The organism is Mycobacterium sp. 1482292.6 (assembly GCF_001672995.1).
In the GTDB taxonomy this organism is placed as follows: domain Bacteria; phylum Actinomycetota; class Actinomycetes; order Mycobacteriales; family Mycobacteriaceae; genus Mycobacterium; species Mycobacterium europaeum_A.
The window spans coordinates 54,584-75,013 of record NZ_LZKV01000254.1 but is presented as its reverse complement, the minus strand read 5'-3'; the positions used below and the strand labels follow the sequence as shown (position 1 = coordinate 75,013).

The 20,430-nt window shown below is 68.7% G+C and carries 16 protein-coding genes; all 16 read right to left on the bottom strand.

The features are described 5' to 3' along the window. Nucleotides 1-64 precede the first annotated feature (64 nt). The 16 genes from A5624_RS25895 to A5624_RS25820 all read right to left on the bottom strand — a co-directional run bounded on the left by A5624_RS25895 (nt 65) and on the right by A5624_RS25820 (nt 20,399). Entirely contained in the window at nt 65-3,304 is a 3,240-nt protein-coding gene (locus A5624_RS25895) for an arabinosyltransferase domain-containing protein (RefSeq protein ID WP_066873168.1), read from the bottom strand. A gap of 77 nt (nt 3,305-3,381) precedes the next feature. After that, a complete protein-coding gene (locus tag A5624_RS25890) occupies nt 3,382-6,708 on the bottom strand; it encodes an arabinosyltransferase domain-containing protein (protein WP_066873081.1) in 3,327 nt (1,108 codons plus the stop codon). 67 nt (nt 6,709-6,775) lie between these two features. Further along, a complete protein-coding gene (locus A5624_RS25885) occupies nt 6,776-7,399 on the bottom strand; it encodes a maleylpyruvate isomerase family mycothiol-dependent enzyme (protein WP_066873078.1) in 624 nt (207 codons plus the stop codon). Beyond that, nucleotides 7,396-7,881: an SRPBCC family protein gene (locus tag A5624_RS25880; RefSeq protein WP_066873069.1), complete on the bottom strand. Its 486-nt coding sequence runs from the start codon at nt 7,879-7,881 to the stop codon at nt 7,396-7,398. The genes A5624_RS25885 and A5624_RS25880 overlap by 4 nt, the downstream gene beginning before the upstream one ends. Further along, nucleotides 7,878-8,201: a helix-turn-helix transcriptional regulator gene (locus A5624_RS25875; protein ID WP_066873066.1), complete on the bottom strand. Its 324-nt coding sequence runs from the start codon at nt 8,199-8,201 to the stop codon at nt 7,878-7,880. The genes A5624_RS25880 and A5624_RS25875 overlap by 4 nt, the downstream gene beginning before the upstream one ends. 99 nt (nt 8,202-8,300) lie before the next feature. Beyond that, nucleotides 8,301-11,579 carry an arabinosyltransferase domain-containing protein gene (locus A5624_RS25870; protein WP_156749210.1) on the bottom strand — a complete coding sequence of 1,093 codons (3,279 nt, stop codon included), beginning with the start codon at nt 11,577-11,579 and terminating at the stop codon, nt 8,301-8,303. A gap of 6 nt (nt 11,580-11,585) precedes the next feature. Continuing rightward, complete coding sequence (locus A5624_RS25865) at nt 11,586-13,607, bottom strand: galactan 5-O-arabinofuranosyltransferase (RefSeq protein ID WP_066873059.1); 2,022 nt, start codon at nt 13,605-13,607, stop codon at nt 11,586-11,588. A gap of 2 nt (nt 13,608-13,609) precedes the next feature. After that, on the bottom strand, nt 13,610-14,374 hold the full coding sequence (locus A5624_RS25860) for a decaprenylphospho-beta-D-erythro-pentofuranosid-2-ulose 2-reductase (protein ID WP_066873055.1): 765 nt from the start codon (nt 14,372-14,374) through the stop codon (nt 13,610-13,612). Continuing rightward, nucleotides 14,375-15,766 carry an FAD-binding oxidoreductase gene (locus A5624_RS25855; protein ID WP_066873052.1) on the bottom strand — a complete coding sequence of 464 codons (1,392 nt, stop codon included), beginning with the start codon at nt 15,764-15,766 and terminating at the stop codon, nt 14,375-14,377. It lies immediately after the preceding gene. A 32-nt stretch (nt 15,767-15,798) separates the two neighbouring features. Then, nucleotides 15,799-16,164 (bottom strand): GtrA family protein, encoded by a 366-nt coding sequence (locus tag A5624_RS25850; RefSeq protein ID WP_156748758.1) that lies wholly within the window; start codon nt 16,162-16,164, stop codon nt 15,799-15,801. Nucleotides 16,165-16,275: 111 nt separating this feature from the next. Further along, on the bottom strand, nt 16,276-16,755 hold the full coding sequence (locus A5624_RS25845) for a GreA/GreB family elongation factor (protein ID WP_066873046.1): 480 nt from the start codon (nt 16,753-16,755) through the stop codon (nt 16,276-16,278). Between the two features lie 95 nt (nt 16,756-16,850). Beyond that, nucleotides 16,851-17,255 (bottom strand): nuclear transport factor 2 family protein, encoded by a 405-nt coding sequence (locus tag A5624_RS25840; protein ID WP_066873043.1) that lies wholly within the window; start codon nt 17,253-17,255, stop codon nt 16,851-16,853. 94 nt (nt 17,256-17,349) lie between these two features. Then, complete coding sequence (locus A5624_RS25835) at nt 17,350-18,180, bottom strand: ABC transporter permease (RefSeq protein ID WP_066873040.1); 831 nt, start codon at nt 18,178-18,180, stop codon at nt 17,350-17,352. Next, entirely contained in the window at nt 18,177-19,091 is a 915-nt protein-coding gene (locus tag A5624_RS25830; RefSeq protein ID WP_066873037.1) for a glycosyltransferase, read from the bottom strand. Before A5624_RS25830 ends, A5624_RS25835 begins: the two co-directional genes overlap by 4 nt. Then, nucleotides 19,084-19,923 (bottom strand): ABC transporter ATP-binding protein, encoded by an 840-nt coding sequence (locus tag A5624_RS25825; RefSeq protein WP_066873034.1) that lies wholly within the window; start codon nt 19,921-19,923, stop codon nt 19,084-19,086. The genes A5624_RS25830 and A5624_RS25825 overlap by 8 nt, the downstream gene beginning before the upstream one ends. A 20-nt stretch (nt 19,924-19,943) precedes the next feature. Further along, nucleotides 19,944-20,399 carry a bacterial proteasome activator family protein gene (locus tag A5624_RS25820; RefSeq protein ID WP_231998015.1) on the bottom strand — a complete coding sequence of 152 codons (456 nt, stop codon included), beginning with the start codon at nt 20,397-20,399 and terminating at the stop codon, nt 19,944-19,946. Between the last annotated feature and the right edge of the window lie 31 nt (nt 20,400-20,430).

The following is a 20,430-nucleotide window of genomic DNA, read 5'->3' as shown; positions in this document are numbered from 1 at the left end:
TGCGCTATTCCACGCCGAATAACCACGCGCAAAACCATTTCGGCGCCGTGTTTTCGGCGTTCCCCTAGGGCTTGATGCGGATCGGCCCGGGTGACCACCATCCGGTGCGGGTGGCGGTGCCCAGGTCGAGCTGCGCCGGGTGGGCGTCGGCGATGGTGTCGAACTTGCGCAGCGATCCCCAGTCGCGGCCCCAGTCATGGGACAGGTATGTCGACATCACGTGGGCCCGCAGCAACAGGTCGGTGATGCCCAGCAGGCCGCCGTTGACGCCGTCCTGCCAGGTGTCGGTGTCCTGCTTCTTGGCGTTGTAGTCCGGGGTGATGCGGAACTCCGGGATGTCGGTGACGCCGTTGGAGTGCAGCATCGGCTGCTGGCACGGGAACGCCAGTCCCACCGCCCAGTCCATCAGCACCGGCCGCTTGGAGCCGACGTACTCCTGCAACGACCGCAGCTCAGGCACCCGTGGCGGAGTCAGCGCGATCCAGTCGTCCGGTGTCAGAGACAGGTCCTCGGCAACCACCCGAACCGCGACCGCGTCGGCGGGCATCGCCGAACGCGCGAAGCGCAGGTTCCGCCACACCTTCGGCTGCTCGCCGTACAGGTCGTAGGGCACCAGCCGGCCGGCCGGCTGCACCGCGCCGCCATTGCCGGGCCTGCCGAATTCCAGTTCCACGGTCTGGCCGCTGGTGTGGCCGTGCAGGATGCTGTTGCCGGCGATGGTGCCCGCGGCGGTCACCACCACCAGCGGGTGTCCGTCATCCGGCTTCGGCAGCTGGTACCACGCCGAGGTGAGCCGGCTCTGCTGCTGCGCGCCGGTGGTGTAGCTGCCGGCCAGCGGCACCCGGCCGGGGTCGAGGCCATACGGCAGCGGCACCGTCGAGCCGTTGACCCCCGGGGCCTTCAGCTTGGTCGGCGCGTCCCAGTCGTAGTCGGTGCCGGGCTGCGGCACCTCCGTCTCCTTGATCGACTCGGCCAGGGTGCGGTCCGGTACGCCGTTGGGCGTGAATCCCGTTGGGCTGACGCCACCCAACGGCCCGAGCGGGCCGTAATTGTCCGGCTCTCCTGTTTTGAAAGGCGCCATGAAGCCGGCATTGCTGTCGGGCTCGACGAGCACGTCGTCGGCCAGCCCGCAGCCGCCGCTGAACTCCCGCAGGTTGTCCCAGGCGTTGGAGTAGGTGGGGTACTGGCGCACGATCCCGGCCACCATCGAGGCGATGAAGACGAACGCCATGAAGCCGGCCGCGAGGGGGATGGGCGCGGCGGTCAGCGCCCGCGCCAGCCGTCCTTCGCCGCGGTCCCTGGGCGCGAAGTGCAGGTACGCCGCGTAGAGCGCGACGATCACGAACAGCGCGAAAAAGACGGTGCTGATGCTGATTCCGTGGATCCGCGGCATCACGTTGTTGAACGGGACGCCGAAGCTCGACACGTACCACCAGCCGTTGGTGGTGGCGAAACACAGGGCCAGCACGAACAGTAGCGCCGCCAGGAAGGCCATGCGGTTACGCGACCAGCGCAAGCTCTCGTGCGACACCAGCACCGTCGTCAGCGCGGCCATCGCCGCACCCACCGCGGCGAACAGCCCGAAGTGGTGCACCCACTTGGTGGGGGTGAACATCAGAAAGAACATGGTGCCGAAGATGACGCCCATCAGCCGCCAGGCCGGCCCGCGCGCAACACCGGGGATTCGCTTGCGCCGCAACATGATAAAGACCGCGGTGAAGAGGCACAGCGCGGCGATCAGGAAGCCGAAGCGGCGCGACAGCGAGCCGTCGACGGTCGGCAGGATCAGGTAGTAGTAGCGCAGGTTCTCGGTGTACCAGGCCTGGCTGGGGCCGATCGAGGTGCGAATCCTGGTGGCTTCCAACACCGTTGACAGCGTCTGATCGGCGAACACCACCGTCAGGATGACCGTGCCGGCGGCCAGCATCGGCGCGACCAGCGGCCAGGTGCCGACCAGGCGATGGCGTTTCACCAGAATCCGCAGGATCGGGCGGCCACCGGCGACCAGCGCTGCCACCGCGATCAACCCGGTGGGCTGGACGCCCAGGGTGAAGGCCGCGGTGATGACGGCCAGCGCGGCGGGGGTGAGCCGGCTGTAGCGCATGGAGCGCTCGATCAGCACGTAGGTGATCAGCGAACCGACGGCGATGATCGGTTCGGGCCGCAGGCCGTTGTCGAACGGCATCCAGGCCGTCAGCAGGACCATGCCCGCCGCCCAGTTCGCCGCCTTGCTGGCGGCCACCGCAGGGCCGAGCCGGGGTAGCACCTCCCGCGAGAGCAGCAGCCAGCACACGATCCCCGCGATCAGGTCCGGCAACCGCATCCACAGGCTGGCGTCGGTGACGTGGGTCATCAGTGCCAGCAGGTTGTAGTACCAGCCGAAGGGGTCCTCGGGGCTACCGAACCAGCGGAAGTAGTTCGACATGTAGCCGGCGCGATCGGCCACCCGGGCCATGCCCAGGATGTAGCCGTCGTCCGACGAGTTCGCCCCGATCACGTGCCACAGCACGAAGCCGGAGATCACCGTGACGTCGGCCAGGGTGAACGTGCGCCAGTTCGCCGGAATGAGCCGGCGCATCCGGTGACCGTCCAGCTGATCGAGGCGCCACAAGGCGATCAGGGCGACGATGGTGGACACGATGGCCAGCACCATCGCGGCCAGCTTCAAAGTCGTTGGGGTGGTGGAGAACCGGGTGTCGATGGTCGCCGAGAGCTGCAGACCGGCCGGGGCCGGCCCGCTCAGGTCGGTGAACACCCCGACGATCTGTGGCCGCAGGTTCGGGTCGGGGAAGCCGCCGCCGAGCGGCTTGCCCGCCGGATCGGTCAGCCCGACGAACGTGGCGAACGCGCCCGCCTTCGTCGAGGTGATCTCGATGCGCTGACACTGTGCCGACTCCACCTGATCGCGGGCCGCGCTGGCGATCACCACGTTGCGGTCGGTGACGTCGACGCGCTTGCCGTTGACCACCACGAACAACGCGTTGAGCGCGGCGTCCTTGCCCTTCTTGGGCGCCGTGCTGAGCACGACGCCGCCCTCCGGTGGCAGGCCGCGCACCACCGAGCACGGCACGGTTACCTTCACGTCGACCGGGGTGAGCGAAATCAGCGGCGCGGTAACGCTGTTCAGCTGGCCGTTCTGCGGCCAGTTCAGCGTCGCGGTGGTCTGCACGACGGGCAACAGCGGGGTGGCGATCGACAGGATGAAACCGATCAGCCCGGCGACCGTCGCGACCCAGCGCGTCACCCGCACGTCCTGGCGGGACAACGCTTCGCGCTCGCGCTTGTCGACGGTCGTGACACTCATTTGCTGGTCGGTTCGCGACCCGTCCCCCGCAAGCGGGAGGTGCCCCCGGCGCCCGGCTTCGCCGCCCTTGCGATCGCTCATGGCAGCGCCCGAATCGGTCCCTGCCGGCTCCACCCGTGCACTGTCATCACACCCTGTTCGATTGTGGCGTCCGGCGCCTGATCAGCCGGCACCAACCGGAAGTACTGCTCCACGGATCCCCAGTCGCGATGCCAGTCACCCCGCAGGTACGTCGCGATCGTCGAGGTACGAAGCATCGCCTGAGTGATCAGGAACGGACCCCCGTCCTCGCTGGCCTCCCACCCGTTCGACGACGCCGCCGTCTGTTTGTGGTCGGGCAGGATGCGGTATGCCGGTAGTTCGGCAACGCCAAGGTGTTCGGAGAACGGCCGCTGGCACGGGAAGTTCGCAGCCGTGGCGATGTCCATCAGCACGGGGGTCCGCGACCCCATCAACTGCTGCAGGGTCTGCAGCACCGGGACGCGCGGCGGCGTGATCGCGAACCACTGGTCCGAGCTCAGGTTGGGGTCGTAGGCGACGATGCGGGCCACGTTGGCCTCCGGTGGCGCCCAGGTGAGCGGGAACCGCAGGTTGCGCCACGCCGGCTCCGGCCCGATGTCGATCGGATACACCTGTGCCAGCGGCTGGGTGGTGCCGTCGGGACGGGCGACGCCCCACTGCAGTTTGAGCTGCTGCCCATAGGTGAAGGTGCCGTCCTCCTTGTACGACCAGATGGCACCGGCCGCCGTCACCACCACGATCGGCCGGTCCGGGCTACGCGGCGGCAGCTGGTACCAGGCCGAGGTCGCGGTGGCGGCCAGCGAGTTCTCGCCGTAGCTGCCCATCACCGGCGTGCGGGCCGGGTCCAGGCCGAACGGCAGCGCGGCATGCGACCCGTTCACCCCGACCGGTCCTTTCCCGCCGGCGGTGCCCGCGGAGTCGGTCATGGTGGCATTGGGTTTGTTCGGTGACCCGGTGGAATTCACCACGCCCGGCTTGGTCACCACCGGATACGACCTCAGGTCGTCGCCCACGCCGTCGGGTTTGAAGCCGACCGGGTTGACACCGCCCAGCGGGCCGTCCGGCCCGAACGTCTGCCCGGGCGCCGGCTGCAGCATGCCGGCGTTGGGGTCGGGCTCGGCCAGCACGTCGTCGGCCATGGCGCAGCTGGTCTTCGACAGCCCCGAGCTGATCGCGGCGAGGTTCGCCTTGCCGGTGGTGTAGAGCGGATAGCGGAACACCGCGCCCTTGGTCAGCGACGCGACTTCGCCGACGACCATGATGGTTGCGACCACCAGCAGCGGCGTCGACGCCAGCACCCGGTTGCGCCGGTTGTCCTTGACCTCGGTGTGCCCGGCGTAGTCCATCCGGAAGTGCTGCCAGGCGGCCAGCAGGCCGGTCGCGATCGACAGCGCCAAAAACATCGACGTCACCGGGTGGCTGGCCACGACCGGCTGGATGTCGTACCACGGCACCCCGTAGTTGCCGACGTAGAACCAGCCGTTGATGCCGGAGGTCGCCACCGCCAGCACGAACAGCAGGGCGGTCACGTACAGGGTCAGGTTGCGGCGGTTGTGCAGGCCGATCCGGGCCAGGGCGAACGCGGTCACCGCGCCCAGCGCCCCGGCCAGCCCGGCGAACGCACCGAACTGGACCGCCCACTTCGTCGGGGTGAACGTCAGCAACAACAGGCCGAAGGCGCATGTGCCGATCAACCGCCAGGCCGGCCCGCTGGCCACACCCGGAATCCGGCCGCGGCGCAGCAGGGTGACCAGCATGCCGAACATGCACAGCAGCAGCACCAGCACCGCGAATCGCCGGGCCATCGACCCGTCGGGGTTCGATTCCACCGTGAGGAAGTAGTAGCGCAGCCAATCCTGGTACCAGGCGATGGTCGGGCCGACCTTGTACTTGATGCGGGCCGATTCCCCGACCGTGGCCAGCGTCTGACTGCGGAAGACCACCACGAGGATCAGCGACGCCGAGGCCGCCAGCACGGCCAGCGGTGCGAGCAGGCCGTCGCTTTGCCGGCGGCGCCGGATCGTCTGGGCGACGGCGCGCGCCCCGGTCAGCAGCGCGGCGACGGCGATCAGGCCCTGCGGTGCCAGCGTCGCGCTCAGCAGCGCCACGATGATGGCCACCGCCGCCGGGGCCAACCGACGCAGCGCGATCGCCCGTTCCACCAGCATCCAGGTGACCAGCACGCCGAGGGCGATCAGCGGTTCGGGCCGCAGTCCGTTGTTGAACGGCAGCCACGCCGCCACGAAGACCGCGCCCGCGGTGAACACCGCGACCCGGTTGGCCGCCAGGCCGCCGCGGCCGGGTCCGAGCCGGCGCAGCACCCAGTGGCTGATGATCAGCCAGCAGCCGATCGCGGCCAGCGTGGCGGGCAGTCGCATCCACACGCCGGCCGTGCTGACGGAGCCCATCTTGGCCAGCAGGCTCAGGTACCAGTCGAAGGGAGCGTCGGTGGTGCCGAAGTAGCGGTAGTAGTCGGCGATGTAACCGGCGCCGGGGGCGACCCGCGCGATGGCCAGGTTGTAGCCGTCGTCCGACGACGTGGCGCCGATGATGTGCCACAACAGCAGCGTGGCGATGACCCCGGCGTCGGCGATCCACGTCGCGATGCCCACCCGCCGCCAGTTGGCAAGGTGCGTGCCGGGGCGATACCGGGAGAGCCAGGCGATCGGGGAGCGCCAGTTGAGCAGGGTGCTGCCGCCCCGGCTGCGCTGATCCAGCACCGCGAGCGCGATGATGGCCGTCAGCACCGCCAGGGCGCCCAGGGCCATCACGATTTCCTTGAGGACGGTGGGCGCGGTGATGAAGCGGGTGTCGATGTCGATGCGGGCCGACAGCCCCGGCCCCGCGGGCACCTTCAAGTCGGTGAAGACGCCGCCCACCTGGGGTTTCTTTTCGGGCGACAGGATCCCCGAGGCGCCCGGTATGCCGACGAAGTCCGCGCCGGTCGCGCCGGCGTCGGCCCAGACGTGCAGCACGCTGCAGCCGCCGGCGGCGACGGCCGATCGTTGCGCGACCGCGGCCACGGTGTCGCGGAACGCGACGACGACGACGTCCGTGTTCGCCCGCACGAACAGCCCGTTCTTCCCGGCGTCCATGCCACCCGGCGGCAGCGTCGCGACGACCAGGCCGCCACCGGCGGGCAGGGTGGCGATGTCCGGGCAGGGAATGGAGATGTCCAGCGCGCGGGGCGCCCCGGACACCAGCGGCGCGGTGATCTGGCTGACGTGCCCGTCCGTGCTGCCCTGTGGCCACAGGACCGTTGCGGTGGTCTGCCGCACCGGAAGCAGCGGGACGGACAGGCACAGCAGCAGGCCCACGATTCCCGCGATGGCGGCCACCGACCGGGGGATCCGCTGCGATCGCTCTTTACCGTCGTGGGGCACGAGGCTCGATCGTAAGCGACGCTGCTTTGTCCGATGAGGACGCGGGGCCGCGCGGGCACCGGGGACGCTATCCGCGGACTCGGCCCGCCAGCGTGGCCAGCCCCGGACCGTCCAGGTCGGCCAGGGCGGCCGGACGCCCGGTCATGGCCAGCAGGAGCGCCTCGCCGGGGCCGGTCACCTCGGGCCCGTCGCCGTGCGTCCACTCGACGTCGGTGGCGCGCAGGCGCAGGCCCCGGATCCTGCGTCCGGCGCCGAGCCGGGGATTGCCGGGCACCAGCGGAAGGATCCGCTCGAGCCGATCGGGCGGCACCTGCCGCGGCCGGTCGAGCGCGCGGCGGATGTCCTGGTGATGGATGGTGCCGTCGACGAGCGCGATCATCCCGCCGAAACCCGCTGTCAGTCCCCGCGGTTGGAGGTGGCCGCGCAGGAATTCCAGCAGCTGTTGCGGGGTCAGGGCCGCGAATTCGTCGACACCCACCTGGTTCGCCCGCACGATCGCGCCCTTGGCGAACCGTTTCAGCAACCCCAGCGCGCCCAGCTCCTCGTAGCTGATCACATGCGCGACAACGTCTTTGACGCTCCAGCGGGTGCACAGGGTGGGCGCCTGCCAGTCTTGCGGCGCCAGGGTGGCCAGGAATTCGGCGAGGTCGGCCCGCTCGGCGCGGGCCATGGTCATCAGGTCGGCGCTCATCGCGGATCACCGCCGACGATCAACTCCCGGTACCGGCCGAGGTACAACGGCCAACCCGCGTCGCCGTCGACGCCGTCGGCGACGGACTCCCAGCCCGGCCCGTGCCGGTCCAGGTGGCGGTGTACGAGGTCGACCCGGGTGCGTTCACCGGACTCGGCGGTGAAGCGGACGTCGACCTCGCTCGTCTTGGCCGGGTCGGTTTCCAGCTGCCATGTCGGACCGATGTCCCAGCTGAACACCACGCGGTGTGGCGGCTCGTAGACCAGGATCCGCGCCCATCGGCACACGCTGCCGTCGACGCCTCGGTCGTAAATATGGCCGCCCACTTGGGGTTCGAACACCGTCTCGGCGATCGGGACCGCCAACAGGTTGTGCTCGCGCGGCTTGAACGCGCCGAACTGCTCGGTGAAGACGGCGAACGCGCGCTCGATGGGGGCGTTGACGACGACGTGGTGGTTGACGTTTCCAATCCGCTGGGTCATGTTGCTCCCTCGTTCATCTCGTCGATGGTCTGCGCGTAGCCGGCCAGCGCCTGGGTCCAGAACCGGTCAAGATCGGCGCGCAGCGCTTGCAGGCCGGCCGGATCGAGCTGATAGACGCGGCGGGTGCCCGCGGCGCGGTCGCGCACCAGCCCGGCGGACTTGAGCACCTTGAGATGCTGGGACACCGCCGGTCTGCTGACCGGCAGGTCGCGGGCCAACTCGCCGACCGCCGACGGGCCGTGGGCAAGACGCTCCACGATGGCCCGCCGCGTCCCATCCGCCAGCGCCAGCCAGACGTCACCCGTTTGGTAAGTGACCACGAACCGTAAGCCTAGGCTTACCGACGGCGGACGGCAAGGGTCGGCCCGCGCGGGCCGTCGCACCCGTGCGGCGAAGCCCTCGAGAAAAGCGCCGTGCGCCTAGGTTTTACGCAGCGGTGCCGGGCCCCACAGGCCGCTGCGGGTGGCCGTCCCCAGCAGCAGGTGGGCGGGCTGCGCGTCCGGGTAGTAGGGCGTCAGCCGCTGCAGCGAACCCCAGTCGCGAGACCAGTCGTCCTTGAGGTAGGTGGCCATCGTGGTCGCCTTGACCAACAGCTCGGTCACCCCCAGCGGGCCGCCGCCGTTGTTGTCCATCACCGGCGAGTTGGCCTCGGCGCCGAATCGGTCGGGCAGGATGCGCCATCTCGGCGTCTCGTCGACGCCGTTCTGGTGACCGAACGGTCGCTGGCACGGGAAGGCGAGCCCGACGAGCCAGTCGAGGAACACCGGGTCGGCGGAGCCCACCACGTCCTGCAGCGTGCGCAGCTGCGGAATCCTGGGCGGGGTCAGCGCGATCCAGTGCTGGGGGGCCAAGTCCTCGTCGTCGGCGACCAGCCGGATCTGGGTGGCCGAGCTCGGGATCGCCGACAGTGGCAACCGCAGGTTGCGCCAGGCCGGCGACGCCCCCACGTCGGCGAATTGGAACGAACCGCCGGGGTGTCCGCCGGCCGCCTGATCGTCGGTGGCCCACTGCACCTGGACCTCGCGGGGGTCGAAGCGCCCGGCGGCGCTCACCACCAGCAGCGGGCGCGCGTTGTCGCGCGCCGGCAGTCGATACCAGCTGGACCGCAGGTGCGCGGGAATCTGGATGCCCGAGCGCCAGCTGCCGAGCACCGGCGTGCGGGCGGGATCGAGGTTGAAGGGCAGCTGGGCCGACGAGCCGTTGATGCCCGGTGCCGGGGTGGTGCCGCCCTCGGTGCCGGCCTGGTTGCTGCCGGTCTTCTCCTCGTCGTTGACGAAGCTGCGGTCACCCGGCCGTTCCATCACCGGGTCCGCGCGCACGTCGGCGGGAATTCCGTTGGGCGTGAAGCCTTCCGACAGGCCGGCGCCCAATGCGTCGGCGACCGAAGCGTTCACCGGCGCCAGCATGCCGGCGTTGGGCTCCTGCTCCACCAGCACGTCCTCGGCCAGTCCGCACGACTTCCCGGTCAGCGCTTGCAGATTGGAGCGACCGACCGACCACGCCGGATACTGGTCGGTCATCGCCAGGGTCAGCGAGGCCACCTCGAACACCACCAGGACCCATGTGGCAATTGCCAAGGGGGACTGGATGATTCCGGCCACTCGGGCGCCCAGCCGGGTTCTGGGCGGCCCGTTGTCCGGGGCGACGAAGTGGAACCAGGCGGCCAGCAGCAGCACCGCCGCGGTCAACCCGAGCAGCGCGGTGGCGAAGGCGTAGTGCCAGGCCGGGAACTCGTTGGACCAGGGCACGCCGAAATTCGAGACGTACCACCAGCCGTTGACGCTGGCGAACGACAACGCCACCAGGAACAGCACCACCGCGGCGTACACGGTCCGGTTGCGCCGCGACCGCATCGCCACCGCGGTCACCGCGACCGCGGCCAGCGCGCCCAGCGGTCCGGCCAGCCCGGCGAACACCCCGAAGTGGTGGGTCCATTTGGTGGGGGTGAACATCATCGCGGCGAAGGAGATGATGGTGATGCCGACGATGCGCCGGCTCGGCCCGGCGGCCGTGCCCGGAATCCGGCCCTTGCGCAACGACATTGCCACCGTGACGCCGAGCGCGAGAACCAGCGCCAGCACGGCGAAGCGGCGGGCGACCGACCCGTCCGGGCTGGCCATGAACAGCCGCTCGTAGCGAATGTGTTCGTCGAACCAACTCAGGCTGGGGCCGACGGCCCGCTTGAGCATGCTGGCCTGGATCTCGCCGGTCAGGGTCTGGTCGCGGAAGATCAGGATCGCGGTGACGGTGGCGGCGGCCAGCAGCGGGGCTATCAGCGGCAGCGCACCGAACCGCGTGGAGCGGCGATGCAGGATGGTCCGCAGCGGCCCGATCGCGACCAGCAGCGCGCCGATCGAGGCGATGCCCGTCGGCCCGGAGAACAGGGTCAGCGCGCCGATGATGCAGGCGATCGCCACCGGCAGCAGCCGGCTGGTGGCCACCGCGCGTTCCACCGAGCACCAGGTCAGCAGGATGCCCAGGGCGATGATCGGCTCGGGCCGCAGGCCGTTGTCGAGCGGCAGCCAGACGGCCAGGAACATGCCCGCGGCGGTCCAGGCCGCGGCCCGGTTCTGTTTGACGGCATGACCCAGCCGGGGCATGACCTCGCGGCTGATCACCCACCAGCACGTCAGCGCCATCACCAGGGTGGGCAACCGCATCCAGACGCTGGTGGTGCTCACGTGGGCCCACAGCGCCAGCAGGTCGTAGTACCAGCCGAACGGCGCTTCGGGCGTGCCGAACCAGCGGTAGTAGTTGGCCATGTAGCCGGCGTGCTCGGAGACCCGTGCCATGGTCAGGATGTAGCCGTCGTCGGACGTGTTGGCGCCGACGAAATGCCACCACACCAGCACGCCGATCACCAGCGCGTCCAGCCCGCCGATCGACCACCAACGGGCCGGCAGGAAGCGGCGGTGCCGGGTGCCGTCTGCGGTGTCGAGGATGTGCAGCGCGACCAGGGCGGCGGCGGTCAGCACCAGCCCCAGGATCATCGCGGCCATCTTCAGCGGGGTGGGGCTGCTGCTGTAGCGGGTGTCGATGGTCGCCGAGAAGTGCAGGCCCGACGGCGCCGGTCCGCTCAGGTCGGTGAAGACCCCGACGATCTGCGGCCGGAAGTCGTAGCCGCTTTTCTCGCCGCGCAGCGGCGAGCCGGGATGCTCGGCGTTGGGTCCCTGCGTGAGTCCGACGAATTCGGCCGTGACCTTCTCGGCGTGCGCGGTGAAGGTCAATCGCTGGCAGGCCGGACTGAGCACCTCGCTCAGCGGAGCGGTCACCACCGGGACGTTGCGCACCACCAGCACCAGGTCGTTGTTGGCGCGCACGATCAGCAGGCCCCGGTCGACGGCCTTGGGTGCCTGCTTGGGCACCGTCGACAACAACACCGTCTTGCCGGCGTTGCCGGGTCCGGCCAGTCCGGCGGCGGCGTCACACGGGACGGTGATGTTCAAATCGGTGGCCACGTAGCCGATCAGCGGGGCGTCGACGCTGCCGAAGGTGCCGTTCTGCGGCCAGTTCAGTTGGGCGGTGGTCTGGTTGACCGGGAGCAGCGGGGTGGCGATCGCCAGCAGCACGCCGAGCAGCCCGGCGACGGAGGCAACCAGCCGGGCGATCCGGTGATTCGCTCCCGTGTCGTTCACGGAGCTAGATGCTAGTTCTTCGGCCGTTTGAGGCCCCGTTTGAGGCGTGGTGTCGGTGCTCATCAGCGGTTACGCCCCCGGCTTGCGGATGGCCAGCACGAACGGGCCGACGCTCTGGACGGCGAAACGCGGGCTGTCGAACAGGGCGCCGCGCAGATCGACGGTGTAGCGCCGCACATTGGGCTGGTTGGGGTAGACGTCCTCGGCCAGCCGCAGCGTGTAGTTGCCCGCGGCGCCGCGGCGCATGAGGAAAACCGTGGGCGGGGGCCAGGGGCAGGTGTCCAGGGCATGGAGCAGCTCGTCGGCGGTCTTGAGGTTGGACCACTTGTTGATCTGCGCGGCCCGCAGGTCGAACTGCGCGAGCGGGTTGGCGTAGTGCGAGGTGAGGCCCTGAAATCCCCAGTACGGGTAGAAGGACAGGAAGCTGTAGTCGGCGGTCATCACGACGGTCTGATCGCGCGGCTTGCCGGTCACCTGGGTGATGGCGTGATCGATTGTGGCGTAAAACTTCTCGGCGCTGGGCGGGCGGCGGTCCCCGCGTTGGCCCTGACCGTCGGTGTCGGTGTAGGCGATGGTGAGGTCGGGCCGCAGCACGTCGGGGATGTCCTGGCTGAACGCGATCGCGGCGGCCAGCCCGATCACGCCGGCCACCGGGGAGACGGCGCGGCCCCAGCCGCGGTCGCGGCCCGCGGCGGCCAGCGCCTGGGCGAGTTCGACGAAGCCGAAGGCCCCGGCGGCGACCAGCAGCACGCTCAGGGTCGGCTGCAGCCGGAAGGACAACAGGGTGGTGCGCGCCAGCGTGGTGAGCATCGACAGCAGCGACCACAAATAGATCGCCAGCACGCCGATGGCCAGGGCGCCCGCCCGCACCGACGAACGGGCCCGCACCACCAGCCACAGGGTGCCGATCAGGCAGACGACGCCCAGCAGCGTGAACTGCAGCATCGGGAACGTCAGCTGCGCGCCGTCGGCCGGCAGGTAATGCTGGGCGCTGCCGGTGTTGCTGATCGGGTTGTGCAGCGCCCGCAACACGAACGGCAACCAGGTGGTGCAGGCGATCACGACGGCGATGCCGGCGATGACGGCCAACCGCCGCAGCGGATCGAGGGCGGCCTTGACGCCGCCGCTGTGCCGGTTGCGCCGCCAGCGCACGCCGGCCAGCCACAGGGCCATCAGTGCGACCGTGAACGCGGTGAACCCGAACAGCAGCGTGTACCAGGTGGCCGTCCAGCCCAGAAACAGCCCGGCGGCGATCACCGCGCTCCACCCCGCACGACCAGGCGCGTCCGGCTCCGCGCGCACCCCTGCCGCGAGTGTGAAGTTAGTTTCACGCTCGGAATCGACTGTGCAGTTAGTTTCACGCTCGGCGTCAGGAGCGCGGCCAGTCCCGCGCTCACCGGCGCGCAGGCCCGACCAGGTCAGCACCAGCATCGGCGGCAACAGCACGGTGATCATCGCCGAGTACGGCTCGGGCGAGCCGTAGGCCAGCGTCACCGCGGCCGTCGCGGCGGTGACGATCAGCGCGTATTCGAACCGGACCAGGCGCCACCACAGCACCAGCGCGACCGCGACCGCGATGGTGATCGACGTGATGGCCCACGGCTTGAAGATCTCCCACGCCGGTGTGCCGCCGAGCGCGGCGGCGCGCCCGCCGATCCAGAACCAGCCCGGCGGGTAATACGGCGGCAGCCCGAGGTAGGTCATGTCGCGCAGGGCGGGGCTGTCGGCGAGCCGGGTGACGTACTCGGTGCGGAACTGCTGGTCGACGGAGATGCCGAACAGGTACAGCTTGGTCGCCCCCAGCGGCATGCCCAGCGTCACCACGGTGAACGCCGACACGAAGACCAGCCCACCCAACCGGGTCAACCGCCGGCCGCGGGGACGGCTGCAGCGCCGCCACGCCCAGCCGACGGCGACCAGCCCGGCCAGGCAGCCGACCTGCCCGACGGTGGTCAGGGCGTGCAGTTGGTTGGAGGACGGGAACGCCGGCCATTGCACCCGGGAGATGGCGATCAGCGAGACCACCGCGACGGCTACCGCGACCAGCGCCGCCAAGGCCATCTGGCCGAGGGTGGCCAGCGCGTTGCGCATGATCAAATGGGAAGCTTGCGGAAGATGGGACGCGGGACGTGTCGCAACACCATCATCACATAGCGGAATGCTGCTGGTGCCCAAACCAATTCCTTACCTTTGGCGGCCGCAGTCACCGCGAGGTTGGCGACGTATTCCTTATCGACGGTGAGCGGGGCTTCCTTGACGTGCGCGCTCATCCGGGTACGCACCTGGCCGGGCCGGATCACCAGCACGCGAACCCCGTACTCACGCAACGCCTCTCCGAGCCCCAAATAGAATCCGTCCAACCCGGCCTTGGTGGAGCCGTAGACGAAGTTGGACCGCCGCACCCGCTCACCGGCGGCCGAGCTCATCGCGATGATCTGCCCGAAGCCCTGGGCGCGCATTTTCTCACCGAGCAGCACGCCCACCGAAACCGCTGCGGTGTAGTTGATTTCGGCGGCCAGCACCGCTTTCTGCTGGTTCTGCCACAACTCCTCGGCGTCACCGAGAATGCCGAAGGCGACGATCGCGACGTCTATATCTCCGTTGGCGAAGGCCGCCTCGATCATCTTCGGGTGGGTGTCGGGGTCGGTGGCCTCGAAGTCGATCAGCTCGACCGAGCGCGCACCGGCGGCCTTCATCTGGGCCACCGCGGCGTCCCGGGCCGGATCATTGGGCATGGCAGCCAGGACAATTCGCGCGTGCGCGTTCTGCAGGTAGCGTTCGCAGATGGCCAGGCCGATCTCGGAGGTACCGCCGAGCAGCAGGATGGTCTGCGGATTACCTACGGCATCGAGCACCATTTACAGCAGCTCCAAACGTCGGGCCATGTCGGAGGCGAACACCCGCAGGGGGTCGGCCTTGCGGCGTATCGCGATCCATTCGTCGATGCGCGGATACATGGCGTGGAAGGTTTCTGCGCTCACCCGGGAATCCTTGGCGGTGTATACCCTTCCGCCGAATTCCAGGACGCGCCGGTCGAGTTCGTTGAGGAACTCATTGATCCCCGGCCTGTTGGGGAAGTCCATGGCGACGTTCCAGCCGGCCATCGGGAAACTCAGCGGCGCGCGGTTGCCCGGGCCGAAGAGCTTGAACACGTTGAGCGCCGAGTAGTGCCCGCTGGTCTGGATCCAGCGGATGATGGCCTTGAATTCGTCCATCGCGTCCGGCGGAACCAGGAATTGGTGTTGGGCGAAACCCCTTGGGCCGTAAGCATTATTCCAGCCGCTGACCAGGTCAAGCATGTGGTAGAACTGCGACAGGTTCTGGATCTTGCCGCTGTAGGTTCCGCCCAGCCGGTAATACACCTCGCCGATCGCCATGAACGACAGCTTGTTCATGGCGCTGACGGGAAACACGTCCGGCACCGTCAACAGCTGCGGCGCATCGAATTTCAGCGGGTTCTTGGCCAGCTTCTTGGGTAGCTGGTCCAGCTTGGCCAGGCTGCCCCGGCTGACCGCGGCGCGGCCCAGCTTCGGTGGCGGGCTGATCAGGTCGAACCAGGCGCTGGAGTAGGTGTAGTTGGCTTCGCTGCCGTCGAGGTGAACGGCGACCGTCTCGTCGAGGTCCTTGGTGGCGATGCCGTCGGCGATGAAATATGCCGTCTCCGTCGGAGTCATGGCGATGGTGGCGCGCAGCACGATCCCGGTCAGGCCGTTGCCTCCGACGGTCGCCCAGAACAGGTCCGCGTCCTCGCCGTCGGGGGTGATGGTGCGGACGGTGCCGTCGGCCATGAGCAGGTCCATCGAGCGGACGTGGTTACCGAAGCTGCCCGCGCTGTGGTGGTTCTTGCCGTGGATGTCGCAGGCGATCGCGCCGCCGACGGTGACCTGACGGGTTCCCGGCAGCACCGGGACCCAGAGCCCGAACGGCAGCGCGGCCTTCATCAACTGGTCCAGGCTGACCCCGGCGTCGACGTCGACCAGCTGGGTGTCGGCGCTGATCGAGTGGATGCGGTTGAGCGCGGTCATGTCGATCACCAGGCCGCCGCCGTTTTGGGCGTTGTCGCCGTAGGAGCGGCCCAGGCCGCGGGCGATCACGCCCCGGCCCTTGGGATCGTCCGAGTCGGCCACCCGGGCCACGGCCTTCGCGATCACCTCGGGATCGCGGGTGGAGAGCACCTGGGCCACCGACGGCGCGGTGCGCCCGAAGCCCATCAACTGGGCGGGCTTGGTCACGGGATCGGTGCTCGACATCGTCAAAGAGGGTACCGCCTGCCGATGGCGGCTCAGCGGATGCGGAAGATTACGGCCCGCTGCACCACGAAGTTGATCACCGTCGCGGTGCCCTGGGCGATCACGAATGCGACCAGCGGCGCCCACCCCCGGTAGTGCAGCAACGCCAGGCACAGGTGGTTGAGCCCGACCTGGACCGCGAACGTGACGGCGTAGAGAACCATGACGGCGACGAACCGGGCGGTACTGGGATTCGCCTGGAAGGTCCAGCGGCGGTTGATCAGGTAGGCGGTGATGGTGCCGACGATGAAGCTGGTGGCCTTGGACAGGTCGACCTGGACGCCCAGGACCTTCCACAGCAGCAGGTAGAGCCCGAAGTCCACGATTCCCGCCAGGCCACCGGTGACGACGAACCGGATGACCTGCGTCGTGAGGGGCAAGCCCGGGCGCACGTCCTCGGACGCGGAATCGGGCAGCGGGGCAACCATCGAGGGGAGTCTACGGGGCCGCCGGGCTTTTCCCGGCGAGCGTCAGCGGGGCAGCTTGACCGAGATCAACTCGACCTGGTTCTCGCCCTGCGGCGTCGAATAGGTGACCGTGTCGCCGGGTTTGCGGCCGGCCAGGGCCTGGGCCAGCGGACTGCGCGCGGTCAACGTCTCGCCCTCCCCGCCGACGGGAGTCTCCTCGACGATGGAGATCACCTGCATCGTGACCACTTCACCGTCGGCGAACCGCAGCGTCACCTCGGTGCCGCCGGGCAGCGTCTCCGACGCGTCGGTGTCCGACGGCCCGGCCCGTAGGCGCCGGTCCAATTCGGAGATCCGGTCGGTGAGCACCACCAGTTCCTCCGCGCGCTGGATCGCCTCGGCTGCGTCACCGTGGTCGCCCACCATCCCGCGGTCGTTCTTGACCTCGGCCTCGAGGCGCTCGCGCCGTTGCCGTAGCCGGTCCAGCTCCGCTTCGAGGTTGTTCCGCGCGGCGTCCGCTGCCGATGGGACCTTTTTGCTCACGTCGGTGGACCTTTCGACCGGTTGCTCAGGTGGCGTTTCAGTGTGACACCACGACGGGGCCCCCGCCACCACCTAGAACGGCGGCCCCATCGCCGCTACACATTGCCCTTCGACCACGCCCAAGCAGTGAGCCGCCAGTTCCCTTCGATCCTGCGGAGCGCCACCGTAAAGCCCGCGTCGGTTTGGTTGACTGCTTTGCCCTGGCGGTTGTAGTCGAAGGTGGCGGGAACGTACACGTACGCGTAATCGCTGGTGACATCGACATGCTTCGGCTCGCCCAGTCCGATGTGGTAATCGGTTACCCCGAGGTGTTCGCCCTCCGCCATTGCGTCCGTGTACCAGTCCTCGGCAGCAGTCGGTCCCTGCCACACGTGGGGCGGCATTCCGTCAAGAATCTGCATCGGGTCGGCGCACGCCGTGGCCATTCCCGCCACGTCACCCTCGTTGAAAGCATCGATGTATGCCCGTACAGCCGCCATCGGATCGTCAGAGCCAGCCATAACTGGTGACACTAGATTCTCGGCCACTCAAACGGCGTCGGACCGCAAGGTTTGCGTCCCCCGGCGAATCCCGGGCCGTGGATAACCTCGACCGCTACACCCAGTACGGCACCCGGGCGCGATATTGGCGCATCGCGAAGGCGGCCAGCAGCCAGCCGACGGCGGTCAGCACCAGCACCACGGCCCAGTGCCGCAGTTCCTGATGCGAGCCCAGCAGCGGGGCGCGCACGATGTCGAGGTAGTGCAGCAGGGGGTTGAGTTCGACGATCTTCGACCAGCGCCCGGCGCCCTGTTGCCGCAGGGTGTCGTCGTTCCAGATGATCGGCGTCATGAAGAACAGCAGCTGCACAATCGAAAACAGCAACGGGCCGATGTCGCGGTAGCGGGTGGCCAGGATGCCGAAACACAGCGACACCCAGATGCAGTTCAGCACGATCAGCGCCAGCGCGGGGAGCACCGAAAGGTCGGCCCACGACCAGGGTTTGGGGAAGATCATCGCGATGACGACGTAGATGACGATGTTGTGCGCGAACAGGATCATCTGCCGCCACACCAGCCGGTAGACGTGCACGCTCAGCGGCGTGGGCAACTGCTTGATCAGACCCTCGTTGGCGACGAAGACGTCGGCGCCTTCCAGGATGGCGGCGTTGATCAGGTTCCAGATGATCAGCCCCAGCGTGACGTACGGCAGATGCACCGACAGCTCGAGATGAAACAGCTTGGAGTACAAGCCGCCCATCGCGACGGCGGTGGTACCGGTCGCGATGGTGATCCAGAACGGCCCCAGCACCGAACGCCGGTAGCGCTGCTTGATGTCCTGCCAGCCCAGGTGCAACCACAGCTCATGACGGCGGAAGCCGTCGACGAGATCGCTGCGGGCGCGGGTAAAGGTGCGCGACTGTGCCGCCGCGTCAACGAAAGTCACTGCGTTCCTTTCGGTTTCCCGAACTGCTCGCGACGCCCCAAGCGCCGCAACCGGATCCACTCGGCCAGTCCCCGCGGGTCTTGACGGCTCACCAGGAAGAACCAGCCGAACCGGACCCACTCCTGCACCACCAGCTTGCGCAGGCCGGGCTGCGCCAGCAGGTAGCCGCGGTTGCGGTAGGTGTAAAACCGCTTGGTGGGGTTGTCGGGATATTGGGTGTGCATCCGGCCGCCCAGGATCGGCCGGAACTCATCGGATCCGCAGGGATGCAGGTAGACGGTGTCCAGGCAGGTCCCGAACGGCAGGCCGGATCGCACCAGCCGGCGGTGCAGTTCCACCTCGTCGCCGCGGATGAACAGCCGCAGATCCGGGACACCGACGGCGTCCAGGGTGGCGGCCCGAAACAACGCGCCGTTGAACAGCGACGCGATCCCGGGCAGCAGGTCCTGGCCCGCCTCGGTGCGTAATTCGCTTGTGCGCCTGCGCCATACCAGGCCGCGACGCAACGGGAACGCCAGCCGCTCCGGATCGGCCATGTTGCACACCATCGGCGACACCTCGGCCAGGCCGTACTTCTCGGCACACGCCAGCAGGGTGGCCAGCACGCCCGAATCCTGCGGGCGCCCGTCGTCGTCGGCCAGCCACACCCAATCGGCGCCCTGGGCCAGCGCGTGCAGCATGCCGAGCGCGAAACCCCCTGCGCCGCCCAGGTTTCGGCGAGAAGCCAGGTAGGTGGTGGGGATAGGCTGGCCGGCCACCAGGTCGCGCACCCGGCCGTCGCCGGAAAAATCGTTGTCCACCACGATCAGGTGATCGGGCAGCCGGGTCTGCGTGCTCAGCACATCGAGCGACTTGGCCAGCTCGTCGGGGCGCCGATGGGTGACGACGACGGCGAAGACGGTCTCACTCATCCCCGGATGCTCTTTGGGCCAGGGGTGTCTCGACCCGACTCGCTTGCTGCGTCTCTTCCAGCACCTCGCGGACGTGCCGGGCCGCGTCTTCGCCTTCGTACGCGCGCACCACGTCCTCGATGCCGCCCGACATGCGGATGACGCCGTGATCGATCCACATCGCCGTCTTGCACAACCGGGCCAGGAATTCGTTGGAATGGCTGGCGAACACCAGGATTCCGGAGCGCTCCACCAGACTCTGCAACCGCGACTGCGCCTTCTTCAAGAAATCGGCGTCCACCGCGCCGATGCCCTCGTCGAGCAGCAGGATCTCGGGGTCGATGCTGGTGACCACGCCCATCGCCAGCCGAACCCGCATGCCGGTGGAATAGGTGCGCAGCGGCATCGACAGGTAGTCGCCCAGTTCGGTGAACTCGGCGATCTCATCGACCTTGGACAGCATCTGCTTTCGCGTCTGGCCCAGGAACAGGCCGCGAATGATGATGTTCTCGTAGCCGGAGATCTCGGGGTCCATGCCGACCCCGAGATCGAAGACCGGCGCGACCCGGCCGGTGACCGTCGCCCATCCGCGGGTGGGTTCGTAGATGCCCGAAAGTAGGCGCAGCAGAGTCGATTTGCCCGCGCCGTTGTGGCCCACCAGCCCCACCCGGTCGCCCAGCTCGAGGGACATGGTGATGTCGCGCAGCGCTTCGACCACAACGACGTTGGAGCTGTTGCGGCCGATCGTGCCGCCGGCCTTACCGAGGAAGGCCTTCTTCAACGAACGCGACTTCGCATCGAAGATGGGAAATTCCACCCATGCGTTGTGCGTCTCGATGTGAGGACCCGACACCGTTAACTACTCGAGTTCGCTTACAGGTACTGACCGTGCCCGGGCGCGCCGCCCGGCTTACCCATGCCCGGCGGCAGCGCTCCCTGGCGCATCTTTTCCAGCTGCGCGCGGGCGGCCATCTGCTGGGCGAACAGCGCGGTCTGGATGCCGTGGAACAGTCCTTCCAGCCAGCCGACCAACTGTGCCTGCGCGATCCGCAATTCGGCGTCGGACGGCGCCGCGTCCTCGTTGAAGGGCAGGGTCAGGCGGTCCAGCTCCTCGCGCAGCTCCGGTGCCAGGCCCTCCTCCAGTTCCCGGATGCTGGTCGCGTGGATCTCGCGCAGCCGGTTACGGCTGGCCTCGTCGAGCGGTGCGGCGCGCACCTCCTCGAGCAGTTGCTTGATCATGGTCCCGATCCGCATCACCTTGGCGGGCTGCTCGACCAGATCGGTCAGGGAACGCTCGTCGGCGCCGTCGTCCTCGGCCAGTGCCATCATCCGCGGGTCGACGCCCCCGATGATCTCGACG